Consider the following 14,388-nt stretch of genomic DNA (forward strand, 5'->3'; position numbering starts at 1 on the left):
AAACTCCCGTTATTTCGTCTGGTTCCCCATGGTGGTTAGTGATTGAGGATCTGGCCCAGAAATGCCTTGGCGCGTTCGTGCTTGGGATTGCCGAAAAACTCTGCAAGAGGGGCGCTTTCGATAATCTCCCCGCGATCCATGAAGATGACACGGTGCGCAACGGCGCGCGCAAAACCCATTTCATGTGTTACGCAGATCATCGTGATACCGTCGTCCGCAAGCGAGATCATGGTATCGAGGACTTCTTTCACCATTTCAGGATCAAGCGCTGATGTGGGTTCATCGAACAACATGATCTTTGGCCCCATGCAAAGCGCGCGAGCAATGGCCACACGCTGCTGCTGACCTCCGGAAAGCTGGGCTGGATATTTGTTGGCCTGTTCGGCGATATGCACCCGCTTGAGAAAATGCATGGCCTTTTCTTTGGCCTCGGCTGTTGAAGCTTTATGTACGCGGCGCGGCGCCAGCATACAGTTTTCGAGTACGGTCATATGGGGGAAAAGGTTGAACTGTTGAAACACCATACCGACGTCGCGCCGGATATGATCGACATTGGCCCCTTTGTTGCCTAGTCGTGTTCCATTCACATCGATGGTGCCGTCCTGAATCTCTTCAAGATGATTGATACAGCGAATAAGCGTTGATTTACCCGAACCGGAAGGGCCGCACAGAACGATATGTTCGCCCCGCTTCACGTGTAGATCCACATTCTTGAGTACGTGAAGCTGGCCATACCATTTATTGACCGCGCTCATCGTGATGGCTTGTTCAGACATCTATCTCTCGCTTCATATGTGTAGGCAGAACGGAAATTGCCCGCTCAGGGCTGAACTTCAAAAATGGCGTCGACTTCGACAGCAAATCCGCGTGGCAGAGAGCCTGCTCCCAATGCCGTGCGGGCATGTCGGCCTTTCTCGCCGAGAACTTCGACCAGAAGATCGGAGGCGCCATCGATAACGGCGGGATGGTCTTTGAAGCTGGGCACGGCATTTACAAAGCCGCGCACCTGCAAACAGGCTGAAATGCGGTCGAGATCGCCATCAACGGCTATTGAGGCGCGTGCCAGAAGATTGAGCGCGCAGATACGCGCTGCCTGATAAGCCTCCGCTATATCCATAGTGTCGCCGACGACGCCCAGATAACGGTCAACGCCATTGACGCGCGGCACCTGTCCGGAAATGTAGAGTGTGCTTCCACTCAACCGAAACGGAACATAGGTTCCGCTCGGGGCCGTCACACTGGGCAGGGCAAGGCCCAACTCCGCCAGTCTGGAAGAAACGATTCCCATCTCGAATTCCCCTGTTTTTGTTCGCCTGTTCTGCAATTGCTGTAGCATGGAACTACCGGCAACTGCGTAGTGATAATATCACATGGCGTCTTGTTGTGATGTTAGGTTTGCTGAAATAATATCTCTTGTCAAGAATGAATCTCGGGCGTCTATTTTGGTAAGAAAGCGATTGATACTGGACATTACGATATGGAAAACAGCATGTTGACCAATCTTTGAACGAATTCAGAGGGCTGCGCTAAGTGGCTGAATATCTACTTTTGTCGAGGCATTTTGTTCCGATAGTGCCTGTTAGGCGCTCCACGGGGTATCAGATTGAGTGGTAAAGCGAAGCGTGATTTTAAGTGATATTATCACTGATATGATGATAGTATCTTGTCTTGAGCGTGCTAACCGCGTATCACCATGGAAAGACGATATTTTCACCGGGGTAGCCTCATATTGAAAACACTGACTGCGCGAACGATTGAGAGCCTCAAGACACTGATCGGTGACGGTACGCTTCAGGTCGGCGACAAGTTGCCGACCCTCGTCGAACTTGGGGACAAGCTTGGTGTCAGCCGCACGGTTATCCGGGAAGCTGTGGCGGCTCTGCGCTCTGACGGATTGTTGGAAGCAAAGCACGGGGTCGGAATATTCATTCGCGATCCCGGAAAGGCAGCGCCTGCCGTCTCAGACGATTCCATGCTGGAGCCGTTGGCGCGGCTTTCGCTTCCATTTATGGATTTGCTTGAGTTGCGTATGGCTTTTGAAGTCCATGCCGCCGGATTGGCCGCACAGCGCCGGTCATGGGCGCAGGAAGCAAACATGTGGGATGCGCTGAAGCAGTTCGAGGCTTCTATTGAAAATGAAGAAGCGCTGGATGAACTGGACTTCATTTTCCACCGGTCCATATCGGAGGCAACCAATAATCTGGCGTTTATCGAGTTTTTCAGCGTCATGAGCCTGAAAATACTGCCACAGCCAGCATTTTCGCGGGATCTGAACCCCTCGCTTATCACGCCTGATTATATCCAGAACACGGTCATCGAGCATCGCGCGATTTGTGAAGCGATCAGCGCCGGAAATGCAGAGCAGGCACGTGAAGCGATGCAGGCACATCTCAATCGCAGCCATCAGCGCTATCGCGGGTTCAACGGCGCTTTCGGATCGCCATTGAGTAATATTGTGGATAGCTGAAACCTATTCAGTAAGCGCTATCGACCGACGGATTATGGCCGCTACCTTCAACATTCGGGCGGTGAGGGCGGTACGACCGGCTGTTCGAAAGTGCGCTGCAACTGCCCCCAGCCCGGATCGTGCATATGGGCGTCCAGTCCGGCTCTTGCAACCAGCGCACGTGCCTCTGCTTCACCGAAGGCAAGCGCCTCGTGCATATCAGCAGTTAGGACCACGCCGTCCTGCATGATAATCTTGCCATCGACGATGACGGTATCAACATCGCTGCCAAGAACCTGATGAACCAGCCGATGGACGGGCATCCAATTGGGTGTCAGATGCGGTTTGCGCATATCGATGATCGCGATATCCGCTTTCTTGCCAGTTTCAAGAGAACCGATCTCATGATCCATACCAATCGCACGCGCTGCGTCGATGGTGATCATCTCGAAAACTTTGCCGGGCGGCAGAAGGTAGCGGTCGTGATTGTGCAATATATGCTGGGTCGATTGCGCGATCCGCGCGACCTGCAGCATATCGAAATGGCGGCTCGGTGCTGCGCCATCGGACGTAATAGCGACAGGCACGCCCCGCGCCAGCATCTGCATAATCGGCGTGGAACGTCCGGGCGGCGCATGGGTGACGTGGGTGCCCGTTTCGGCGAGGATATCAATTTCCTCATGAGAGATGCCCCAGCAGTGCTGCAAATGCACGTCAGGACCCAGCAGCGCGTTTTCCTTATCTTGATAAGCCATCCGAATTTGCCCGGCAAAGGCATCCGAATGGATGCGCACACCCCATTTGCGTGCCGTTTCGCGAATACGACGCGCTTGCATCCGGTCGTTCTGCGTCAGATTGACCGCGAAATCCGGTGTGGAAGCGTTAGAAGGCTCGACCGAAGGGACGATTGTGAAAGGCGTCAGAAAAACCTTGATGCGGCCCTCGGCTGTTCCCTCAAGGCTTTCGATGGTGGCTTCAGCGCCCGCAATCATTTCTTCGAATGAAACAGTGTGACGAACAGGCTTGCCGCTTTCCCATCGCGTCACCGATTGCGGCCAAGGCAGTCCAGCGGGGCCAACGCAGATGATCTCGCGCAGACCGAGTTCCGCATAGGCGCGCGCGTGATTGGCTGCAAAGACCGGATCGTCGCTGCGCGGCATGGAGGTGATGATGCTGGCAGAGGTTGTTACGCCCGCGCGCAGTCGCTCCAGACCGGAAACGAGACCATCTGCGTACCAGTAGTCGCGGGTTACATAATGATAATAGGTTGGCGTGACAATCCGCATCCAGAGTGAATTGGTGTCGGCGGCAATGCTGCGTAACAGCGCATGACCGCCATGGCCGTGCGCGTCGATGAGGCCCGGAATGAGCATCTTGCCACGGCAGTCGATTGCATTCTTGTCAGTATGGCGAGGAGCGAGGTCCTGCGATGTGCCAATATCGACAATTCTGTCGTTCTCGATTGCTACAGCTCCATCTTCGATGATCCGCCGTGTTTTATCGACTGTCACGACAGTCCCGTGAAGCAGCAGCAATCCAGTCATATCTTCCCCTTTTTATATCCAAGACGACAGCGTTTGACACTGTGCGGTCTCATATCGATGTGTCGATGTTTTTGAACTTAATTGGCGACAATATCGTTGACAATAAAAGAATGGATTAAGATACTGCGACGAAATTCAGTCCAACAATCTTATCGTTATAGATGAGGGGAAAAGCATGTCGCGTTTAAATAGGTTTTTTATATCGGCCCTGACGGCAGCTGCCATTGCGGCGCCGGCGCTGGCCAGTTCTGCCGACGCGGCTACGTTACGTTGGGGCAGTCGTGCGGATATCTACTCGCTCGATCCAGATTCTGTTCCATCCACATCCAATCTGGCTTTCCTGAACCACATTTACGAAGGTCTGATCCGTTACGGCCCGAACTTCGAGATCGAGCCTGCGCTGGCTACCGAATGGAAGCTGGTCGATAACAAGTTCTGGCGTTTTACCCTTCGCAAGGGCGTGAAGTTCCACAATGGCGCAGATTTTACGGCTGATGACGTTGTGGCCTCGATGAACCGTGTCTCCGACCCGACATCACCTCTGCGCGGCAATATTCCGCTCTATGTTGGTGTCAAGAAAGTGGACGATTCCACGGTGGATATCGAGGTTTCGGCACCGTCGGCGCTGTTCCTCAATGACATGACCAATATTTTCATGTTCAACGCGAAGTGGCTGAAGGATAATGACGCCGAAAAGCCGACCGATATCGCGTCCAAGACCGAGAATTATGCTACGCATAACACCAACGGCACGGGCCCGTTCAAGCTCGACAGCCGTGTACCTGATTCAAAGACGGTTCTGATCGTCAATGATCAATGGTGGGACCAGAAAAAGCACAATCTGGATCGCATCGAATACATTCCGATTTCTTCGGCTGCGACACGCGTTGCGGCGCTTCTTTCCAATGAAATTGACCTGGTCGATTCAGCACCCATTCAGGATATTCCTCGTCTGGAATCGACGCCGGGCATCAAGGTCGACAAACGCACCGAGCTGCGCACGGTGTTTATCGGCTTTAACGGCAAGGAGAAGCTTGAGGATGGGCGTCCGAACCCGTTTCTCGATGTCCGCGTGCGTCAGGCCGTCGAGGCAAGTATCGATCGTGACCTCATCAACAAGAAAATCATGCGCGGTCTGGCGCGTCCTTCCGGTTCGCTGATTGCGCCGGAAATCGCAGGCTATTCGAAAGCGCTCGACACTTATCAGCCAGCCGATCCCAAGCTCGCACAAAAGCTGCTTGAAGATGCTGGTCAGAAAGGCCTGACTTTCAACTATCTTTGCATGAATGATGAGAGCATCAACGAGGAAGATATCTGCTCGGGCATCGCCAATATGATGAAACGTGGCGGGTTCGAACCGTCCATCGATATGGGGCCGCGTGCCGTTCAGCAGCCTAAGCGCACCAATGGCAAGGCCGATATGTTCAATCTGAGCTGGGCCAATGAGCCGACGCTCGATGCCTATTCGTTGCTTTCGCAGGTGCTTTCTACGCGCAGCGGTTCGACCGGCGTATCCAACTATGGTGGCTGGTCTTATCCTGAACTCGATGAGCTGATGAAAAAAGCGGCGCAGGAGCCGGATACGGCGAAGCGCTTGGCGCTGGAAGAACAGGCGCTGAAAGTTGCCAAGGACAAGGCTATTCTGATCCCGCTTCATCAGCAGCCTATCGCTTGGGGCATGCTGGACAAGGTCAAGAGCGTGGATTTCCGGGCCGATAACAAGCCGCGTCATTGGCGCACGCAAATGGCCGAGTAAGGCCAGCAAAGCGAAAACCGAAAAGCGCTTCACCTTGGTGAGGCGCTTTTTTTATGTGGCGCACAATTTGGAGATGCGACGACGCTCATTCAAAAGCCGCACTTTGATTGCTGCTCAGAAATGTGGCAGCGCCTGACCAATTGTAGAGCATAGTTGTCGACAAATAGGTTATTGAAACCCAAAAAATTGTCTACAATTACGTTGACAACCTTATATCGACTGGCAATACTCCATTTCGTGATCTGGGAGGCAGGTCACCCAAAAAAGGAGAAATCAGTATTACCCGCCTGCATGGCGTGAGCAGACACTGAAACGCAGCACCGAAACGGATGCGGCGATGCATGAAAACAGACCTCCAAAAAGGAGGCGCAAATTTCCAGAAGCGGAGCAAAATCTATGTTAAAAAAACTTGGCCTCGCGGCCACAATGCTGGCTGGGCTGACTTTGGCTGGCCACGCCGAAACGCTCAAATGGGGCGCTGCGCGCGATATCTATTCGCTTGATCCCTATTCTTATGGCGACAGCTATACACTGTCCTTCCTCAATCACATCTATGAAGGCCTCGTGCGCTACGACGCCGAGCTGAAGATCGAGCCTGCCCTTGCTGAATCCTGGGAAAATGTTTCCGAGACGGTTTGGCGCTTTCATCTGCGCAAGGGCGTCAAGTTTCATGATGGCGCTGATTTCAATGCCGACGATGTGCTCGCTTCGTTGAAGCGCGTGAGCGATCCGGTTTCGCCGCTGCGTGGTAATTTGCCTGCCTACAAGTCCTCAAAGAAAGTGGACGACTACACAATCGATATCGAGTTGAGCGGCCCTTATCCGCTGCTCCTCAACGACCTCACCAATATTCACATCTTCGATGCGGGCTGGCTGAAGACCAATAATTCGGAAAAGCCGACTGACGTTGGTGCCAAGATTGAAGGTTATGCAACCTACCACACCAATGGTACGGGTCCGTTCAAGCTGGAAAGCCGCGTACCGGATTCCAAAACCATTCTGGTTAAGAACCCGGACTGGTGGGACAAAACGTCGAAATCAAACATCGACCGCATCGAGTTCAATCCGATCACTTCGGCTGCGACACGCGTGGCGGCGCTCCTCTCTGGAGAAGTCAATTTTACGGAAAGTGCGCCATCGCAGGATTTGCTGCGCCTTCAGGCACAGCCTGACCTGAAGGTCATGGAACGTACCGATTTGCGTACAGTCATGATGGGTTTCAATCGCAAGCCGAAGCTCGATAATGGATCGGAAAATAAATTCAACGATTTGCGTGTGCGTCAGGCTTTCGCACATGCGCTTGATCGTGATTTGATACAGAAGCGCATCATGCGCGGCAAGTCGCGCACGGCAGGTGCGGTGGTTGCGCCGGAAATTCCGGGCTACACGCCGGAACTGGATACCACTCTGGCCTATGATCCGGCCTTGTCCAAGAAGCTTCTGGCCGAGGCTGGCGCCACGGATTTTCCGTTCACACTGGTTTGTACAACTGATGCCTATGTGAACGAGGAAGAACTGTGCCAGGGGCTCGTGAACATGCTGAGCCGGGGCGGTTTCAAGCCGCAGCTTGATATTGCACCAACGGCTGCGCAGGCACCGAAACGCACGGGCGGCAAGGCCGATGTCTATATCATAGGCTGGGCGACAGAGCCCATGCTCGACAGCTATTCCATTCTGTTGCAAATGATTGAAACCAAGACAGACAATGCTGGTGTTTTCAACTGGGGTGGCTGGAGCTATCCGGAAATCGACAAGCTGATCATTGAGGCATCCACGGAGATGGATCGCAGCAAGCGGCTGGCGTTGCAGACAAAGGCCTTGCAAATGGTCAAGGACGAGATCGTCATGTTGCCGCTGCATCAACAGCCGATGGCGTGGGTCATGTCGAATAAGATTGATCATATCGTCCAGTTGCCAGACAACAAGCCGCGTCACTGGCTGACGCATTTTGCCGAATAGTCTCATCAAGACGCTCCGGGGCACGCCGTTCCGGAGCGTCCTGTTCCCAAGGAATTCACATGCTGGTTTTTATCATCAAGCGTCTGGCCAATGCCATCATGGTCATGCTGGCTGTTGCCTTGCTGGCCTTTTTGATCTTTCGTCTGGCGGGCGACCCCGTCGAGATGATGGCCAACGAACAGATGACACAGGCCGACCGCGATAATCTGCGTGAGCGTCTGGGGCTTAACGATGGCCTGATGACACAATATACCCGGTTCGTGGTGAACGCCGCTCAGGGCAATTTCGGCATTTCCTATCGCAATGGTCAGGATGTGCTTGGCCTTATCGCCGAGCGGTTTCCGGCAACACTGGAACTGGTGCTGGTGGCCACCTTGATCTCGTTGTTGCTTGGCCTTCCCCTTGGCGTACTAACAGCAATTAAACGTGGCAAATGGTATACGGAGGGATTGCAGTTTCTCTCCATTGTCGGTGTTTCGCTGCCAAGCTTTGTGGTCGGTATACTGCTCATTCTGGTTTTTTCGGTCACGCTTGGCTGGTTCCCGGCATTCGGGCGGGGTGATGTCGTACAGCTTGGCTGGTGGTCCACGGGATTGTTGACGCATTCCGGTCGTATCGCGATTTTGCTACCGGCCATTGCGCTCTCGCTTTATCAAGTCACGCTTGTCATGCGTCTGGTTCGCGCAGAAATGCTGGAAGTGCTGCGTTCGGACTACGTGAAATTCGCCCGTGCCCGCGGTATTCCGCGCTGGCGTATCTATTTCCGTCACGCGCTTCGCAACTGCCTTATGCCGGTTGTAACGATGACAGCGATGAATGTCGGTTCGCTGATCGCCTTCGCGCTGATCACCGAAACCGTGTTTCAATGGCCGGGCATGGGCATGTTGTTCATTCAGGCCGTTACCTTCCTCGATATCCCGGTCATGGCAGCCTATCTCTGCATCATTTCCTTCATCTTCGTTGTACTCAACACTTTCGTGGACATTGCCTATGCGGTGATTGATCCACGCCTGCGCACGGCGCGTTGAGTTACCCATGGAACCGATTGTGGAGTCAAAGCCGATGAGCACCCCAACCACGCAAACCACTACCATCTCCCGCCCGTCGGTTGTACAGCGGATTCGTAAAAGCGACTTGTGGTGGTCGTTCTCACACAGCAAGACCGCAATGATCAGCGCAGCACTGCTCGCAATCCTGATCCTGACGGCATTGTTTGCACCCCTCATTGCACCGCAAAACCCCTATGATGGCGCTGCACTCGATATGTGGAAAGCAGAGCTGCCGCCTATCTGGGAAGACGGCGGCGAATGGCCCTTCCTGCTGGGCACCGACACGCAAGGGCGCGATATGCTGTCAGCCATTCTTTATGGCACGCGCATTTCCATCGTTATCGGCATCGCTTCCGTTGTGCTTTCCTTGGTCATCGGCATGAGTGCCGGTTTGGTCTCAGGCTATTTCGGCGGTTTTATCGACAATCTACTGATGCGCATCGGCGATATCACGCTGTCGATCCCGACCATTCTGGTCGCCATTCTGGTTTCAACCGTCGTGCGACAGATGTTGCCTGTCAGCTTGCGCGAGGTCGGAGCATCCGCGGTTCTCATTCTGGCCATCGCGCTCTCCGCATGGGTGCAATATGCCCGTACTGTCCGCGCTCAGGCCATCGTTGAAACCGGCAAGGATTATGTATCCGCCGCCCGTCTGATCGGCGTTCCGGCGCGCCGCATCATGGCGAGACATATTCTGCCCAATACACTGACCCCCATCATGGTGGCGGCAACGCTTAACTTCGGCATGGCCATTCTTACCGAAGCCACGCTGTCCTTCCTCGGCATCGGGATGCCGCCGAGCCAGCCTTCTCTCGGGACACTGATCCGCATCGGCAACCAGTTCCTGTTTTCCGGTTCCTGGTGGATCGTGCTCTTCCCTGTCATTCAGCTCTGCCTGCTGGTCGTGGCCGTCAATATGCTTGGCGACTGGCTGCGCGATGCTCTCAATCCGAAACTGAGGTAATATCGATGAACAATCTTTTGCTCCGCAATGTGCGCCCTATGGCTGGCGATACGTGCGATGTCTTGATCAAGGATGGGAAGATTGCGGGTTTCGGACGGTTCGAGGCAGAGCCGGGCATGGCCATCGAAGATGGTGGCAATGCAATCATGGCGCCCGGCCTGATTGATGCGCATACGCATCTCGACAAGACGACCTGGGGCATGCCCTGGCATGTCAATAATCGTGCCGCGATCCTGCGCGAACGTATCGACTTCGAACGCGAGCACCGACTGGAAATCGGCCTTGATCCGCATCGTCAGTCAATGCGTCATGCAATCGGTCTTGCTGCCCATGGCGCAACGCATATCCGCAGCCATGTCGATATCGACCCCACTCATGGATTGTCATTGGTCGAAGGCGTCTGGGCAACACGCGAGAAGCTGAAAGGCATCATCGATATCGAGATCGTTGCATTCCCGCAGTCGGGTCTGATGGTCATGCCTGGTACGGAAGAATTGCTCGATGAGGCCTTGCGTCAGGGTTGTGAAGTTCTGGGTGGTATTGATCCATGCGGTATTGATCGCGACCCAAAGGGTCAGCTCGATATTCTGTTCGCGCTCGCACTCAAGCACGGCGTACCGATTGATATTCATCTGCATGAGACCGGCGATCTTGGCGCGTTCACGATGGAACTCATCTTTGAGCGCATTCGCGCCAACGGTATGGAAGGGAAGGTGGCGATCAGCCATGCTTTCGCGCTCGGCATGAATGATTATTTGCGCGTCGGCCAGTTGATCGAACAGATCGCGGCTCTGGATGTCGCAATTCTGACGACCGGCGCGCCATCGGCCACGGTGCCGTCGATCAAGCGCCTGAAGGAAGCGGGCGTGCGCATTGGTGGTGGTTGTGATGGCATTCGCGACACCTGGGGACCTTGGGGCCAGCCGGATATGCTAGACCGTGCCAAGATTATTGGCATGAAAAACGGTGTCCGCTCGGACCATGATCTGGAACATCTCCTGTACATCGTCTCTCAAGGCGGCGCGGATGTGATGCGTCTTGAAAACTATGGTCTGGATGTGGGCTGCAATGCCGACTTTACCCTTCTGACGGGTGAAACATTGGCCCATGCCGTGGTGGATATCGCACCGCGCCCTCTGGTGGTCAAGAACGGTCGCGTCACTGCACGCAACGGCGTTGCTGTGGTGGAGATGCCGTGATGAACAATGCTATTGACACATTAACCCTCGGTCAGCGTCCTGATGGACGGACTTTGATTACCGCCTGTTGGGTGGTTGGGCACAAGGATGGCGGCCATACGCTTTTACGCAATGGTGAAGTCGTTTTTGAACACGGCGAGATTGTCTTTGTTGGACATGGCTTCACCGGGGAACTGGCGCGCCGCATCGATTTCGGCAATGCGCTAATCTCGCCGGGTCTCATTGATCTTGATGCCTTGTCGGACCTCGACACCACCATTCTTGGCATAGACAACCATCCTGGTTGGGCCAAGGGTCGCGTCTGGCCACGGTCTTATATCGAGGCTGGCCCTTATGAGATGTACAGTCAGGACGAGCTGGCTTTTCAAAAGCGCTTTGCGTTCGGCCAACTCCTGTTGAACGGGATCACCACGGCAGCGCCTATCGCCTCTCTATTCTATCGAGAATGGGGCGAAACAGTTGCCGAGTTCGATGCTGCTGCCGAGGCGGCTGGTGAACTGGGGCTACGCGTTTACCTGAGTCCTGCCTACCGTTCCGGCGGTATGGTTCTGGAAGAACCGGGAAAGATTATTCCGGTTTTCGACGAAGAGCGTGGTTTTCAGGGGCTGAAAGACGCCATTGCCTATATCGAGCGCCAGAATGGGCGTCACGGCGATCTGGTGCGCGGTATGTTGGCCCCGGATCGGGTCGAGACTTCGACACTTGGATTGTTGCAACGCACTGATGCAGCGGCGCGCGACCTTGGCTGCAAGTTCCGTCTTCACATGGCTCAAGGCACGATGGAAGTCGATACTGTGCGGATGCTGCATGGCTCGACTGCTCCGGTCTGGCTTGCGAAACATGGTCTGCTCAGCGACCGGATGATTGCACCTCACGCGACGAATGCCACAGATGAAGATCTGGGCCTCTATGCGGCCAATGGCGTTTCCATTGTGCATTGTCCGCTGGTATCGGCACGCAGCGGTTCGATCCTCAAATCCTTCTCCGCTTGCCGCAAGCGGGGGATCAATATTGCCATGGGCACAGATACCACGCCTCCAGATATGCTCATGAATTTGCTGACGGGCCTTATCGCTGGCCGCATCGCCGATGGTGCGCCGGACCGTTTGCGGTCAGCCGATCTTTTTGACGCGGCGACCATTGGTGGCGCAAAAGCACTCGGACGCGATGATCTCGGTCACCTCTCACGGGGTGCGAGAGCGGATATAGCGATCTTCGATCTCGACGATACCATCATGGCCGCGACAGTTGACCCCATCACGACCATTGTCACAGGCGGTTCGGGCAAGATCACGCGCGCGGTCTTTGTCGATGGCCGCGCTTCCATGATTAATCGAAAGCTTGCAGGGTTGGATATGGAACAAGCTCGTCGTCAGGCACAGGCCCAGTTCGACGGACTTATCGCCAAATATCCCGAGCGCAGCTGGAACCATCCTCCTGTCGCGGAAATCTTCCCTTCCAGCTATCCGATAGAAGGTGATTTCAATGCATGACATGCAAGAACCAATCATTGAAGTGCGCAATCTGCGCGTGGATTTTCCAGGGCGTCATGGCACGGTTACCGCTCTGTCAGATGTCAGCCTGTCGATCCGGCCCGGTGAAATCCTTGGTGTTGTGGGTGAATCCGGTGCTGGCAAGTCGATGACCGGTCTGGCCATTCAGGGCCTGCTGGAAGCGCCTGGGCATATCGCCGACGGTGAAGTGTGGCTTGGCAAGCGCCGGATAGACACACTGGATGACCGCGCCATGGAGAAAATTCGCGGACGTGAAATCGGCGCGATCTTTCAGGATCCGCTCACCTCGCTCAATCCGCTGTTCACGGTGGGCGCGCAGCTTGTCGAAACGATCCGGCGGCATCTTGGTCTTGGCAAGGCTCAGGCGCGTGAACGGGCTATCCAGTTGCTGCGCGATGTTGGCATTCCTTCGCCGGAGGACCGCGTCAACCAGTATCCGCATCAGTTCTCGGGCGGTATGCGGCAGCGCGTGGTGATTGCACTTGCACTTGCCGCTTCCCCTAAGCTCGTCATTGCCGATGAACCGACGACGGCGCTGGACGTATCGATCCAGGCACAGATCATTTCGCTCCTGCGGAAACTCTGCAAGGAAAAGCAAACCGCCGTTATGCTCGTTACGCACGATATGGGCGTGATTGCCGAAGCCGCTGATCGCATTGCCGTAATGTATGCGGGGCGACTGATTGAGATCGGGCCTGTCGAACAGGTTCTGCATAAGCCGCGTCACCCCTATACACAGGGCTTGATGGCCTCGATCCCTTCGCTTGGTGCGCGCGTGGAAAAGCTGAATCAGATCGATGGCTCAATGCCGCGTCTTGACGCTATTCCCAAGGGCTGCGCTTTCAATCCGCGTTGCAAGGTCGCGGTGCCACGCTGTCTTGAGGAGCGCCCCGAACTCAACCTTATCAGTCAAAACCCCAACCTTGGCGCAAGCGCTTGTTGGCTCAACGCAGGAGGCAGCGTATGACGAATCCGTCGAAAGAAACTGCGGCTTTGACCGTCGAGCGTCTGGTCAAGACATTTGATGTCTCGGCTCCATGGCTCAACAGAGTGATAGAGCGCAAGCCGCGCCAGTACCTCCAGGCTGTCAACGATATCAGCTTTACGGTGCCAGCAGGTGGTTGTCTGAGTATCGTTGGTGAAAGTGGATGCGGAAAGTCAACCGTGGCCCGACTGGTCACCGGATTGCATGGTGCAACAAGCGGCCAAATGCGGTTTGCGCCCGGCAAAAGTGGTGCGCCATTGACGGCGCAGATGATATTTCAGGACCCTTATGCCTCGCTCAATCCTCGTTGGCGCGTCAAGAACATCATCGCTGAACCATTGCGCGAATTGAAACTGCGCAAAACAGCGGCGGAAGTCACCGAGCGCGTGGAGGAACTTCTGCGTACTGTCGGGCTTTCACCCTCCGACGGCGAAAAGTTTCCGCATGAGTTTTCCGGTGGGCAACGGCAGCGCATTTCAATTGCGCGTGCCTTGGCGAGCGAGCCTGAGTTTCTTGTTTGCGACGAGCCGACTTCGGCGCTGGACGTTTCGGTGCAGGCGCAGGTGCTCAATCTTATGCGCCGCTTGCAGGATGAGCTGGGCCTGACCTACCTCTTCATCAGCCATGATATGAGCGTCGTTCGCCACATGTCCGATCGTATCGCGGTCATGTATCTGGGGCGGATTGTTGAAGAGGGTAATACGGAAGAACTCTTCGCGCAGCCGCGTCATCCCTATACGCAGCTTTTGTTGCAGACGATCCCCAACATTGAATCTCCCAATCGCAACCGCACACCGGCAAGCGGTGAAGTTCCAAGCCCGCTGAAACCGCCTTCGGGTTGCACATTCCATCCGCGGTGTCCGTTTGCGGTGGCGCGCTGCGCGCAAGAAGCGCCGAAGATGCAGACTTTGTCGAATGGCACACGCGTCGCCTGTCATCTGGTGGAAGAGGCCGCAGCAGCTGCCTGATATA

Annotated in this window: 12 protein-coding genes; 9 read left to right on the forward strand and 3 right to left on the reverse strand. The window is 55.0% G+C overall.

All coding sequences use genetic code 11. The features are described 5' to 3' along the window. Positions 1-35 precede the first annotated feature (35 nt). Both FIC94_RS13745 and FIC94_RS13750 read right to left on the reverse strand, forming a co-directional pair. Positions 36-776 carry an amino acid ABC transporter ATP-binding protein gene (locus tag FIC94_RS13745; protein ID WP_140025246.1) on the reverse strand — a complete coding sequence of 247 codons (741 nt, stop codon included), beginning with the start codon at positions 774-776 and terminating at the stop codon, positions 36-38. Between the two features lie 44 nt (positions 777-820). Next, a complete protein-coding gene (locus FIC94_RS13750) occupies positions 821-1,288 on the reverse strand; it encodes a RidA family protein (protein ID WP_140025247.1) in 468 nt (155 codons plus the stop codon). Positions 1,289-1,729: 441 nt separating this feature from the next. Between FIC94_RS13750 and FIC94_RS13755 the strand changes: the two genes are divergently transcribed. Continuing rightward, positions 1,730-2,467 carry a FadR/GntR family transcriptional regulator gene (locus FIC94_RS13755; protein ID WP_140025248.1) on the forward strand — a complete coding sequence of 246 codons (738 nt, stop codon included), beginning with the start codon at positions 1,730-1,732 and terminating at the stop codon, positions 2,465-2,467. A gap of 47 nt (positions 2,468-2,514) precedes the next feature. Here the strand turns inward: FIC94_RS13755 and FIC94_RS13760 are convergent, their stop codons facing one another. After that, complete coding sequence (locus FIC94_RS13760; protein ID WP_140025249.1) at positions 2,515-3,990, reverse strand: amidohydrolase family protein; 1,476 nt, start codon at positions 3,988-3,990, stop codon at positions 2,515-2,517. A gap of 175 nt (positions 3,991-4,165) precedes the next feature. Here FIC94_RS13760 and FIC94_RS13765 point away from each other — a divergent pair, with 175 nt between their 5' ends. The 8 genes from FIC94_RS13765 (at position 4,166) to FIC94_RS13800 (ending at position 14,384) form a co-directional block, all read left to right on the forward strand. Continuing rightward, a complete protein-coding gene (locus tag FIC94_RS13765; protein ID WP_140025250.1) occupies positions 4,166-5,746 on the forward strand; it encodes an ABC transporter substrate-binding protein in 1,581 nt (526 codons plus the stop codon). A 396-nt stretch (positions 5,747-6,142) separates the two neighbouring features. Continuing rightward, positions 6,143-7,705: an ABC transporter substrate-binding protein gene (locus tag FIC94_RS13770; RefSeq protein WP_140025251.1), complete on the forward strand. Its 1,563-nt coding sequence runs from the start codon at positions 6,143-6,145 to the stop codon at positions 7,703-7,705. A 59-nt stretch (positions 7,706-7,764) separates the two neighbouring features. Continuing rightward, a complete protein-coding gene (locus FIC94_RS13775; protein ID WP_078337171.1) occupies positions 7,765-8,733 on the forward strand; it encodes an ABC transporter permease in 969 nt (322 codons plus the stop codon). Between the two features lie 34 nt (positions 8,734-8,767). Next, positions 8,768-9,718: an ABC transporter permease gene (locus FIC94_RS13780; protein WP_140025252.1), complete on the forward strand. Its 951-nt coding sequence runs from the start codon at positions 8,768-8,770 to the stop codon at positions 9,716-9,718. Positions 9,719-9,723: 5 nt separating this feature from the next. Further along, the gene (locus FIC94_RS13785) at positions 9,724-10,917 is read left to right on the forward strand and encodes an amidohydrolase family protein (protein ID WP_140025253.1); all 1,194 of its coding nucleotides are present in this window, start codon (positions 9,724-9,726) and stop codon (positions 10,915-10,917) included. Beyond that, positions 10,917-12,410 (forward strand): amidohydrolase family protein, encoded by a 1,494-nt coding sequence (locus tag FIC94_RS13790; protein ID WP_140025254.1) that lies wholly within the window; start codon positions 10,917-10,919, stop codon positions 12,408-12,410. The genes FIC94_RS13785 and FIC94_RS13790 overlap by 1 nt, the downstream gene beginning before the upstream one ends. Further along, positions 12,403-13,398: an ABC transporter ATP-binding protein gene (locus tag FIC94_RS13795; protein ID WP_121537836.1), complete on the forward strand. Its 996-nt coding sequence runs from the start codon at positions 12,403-12,405 to the stop codon at positions 13,396-13,398. Before FIC94_RS13790 ends, FIC94_RS13795 begins: the two co-directional genes overlap by 8 nt. Then, entirely contained in the window at positions 13,395-14,384 is a 990-nt protein-coding gene (locus FIC94_RS13800; protein ID WP_140025255.1) for an ABC transporter ATP-binding protein, read from the forward strand. The genes FIC94_RS13795 and FIC94_RS13800 overlap by 4 nt, the downstream gene beginning before the upstream one ends. The last annotated feature ends 4 nt before the right edge of the window (positions 14,385-14,388 follow it).

The organism is Ochrobactrum teleogrylli (genome assembly GCF_006376685.1).
Lineage (GTDB): Bacteria > Pseudomonadota > Alphaproteobacteria > Rhizobiales > Rhizobiaceae > Brucella > Brucella teleogrylli.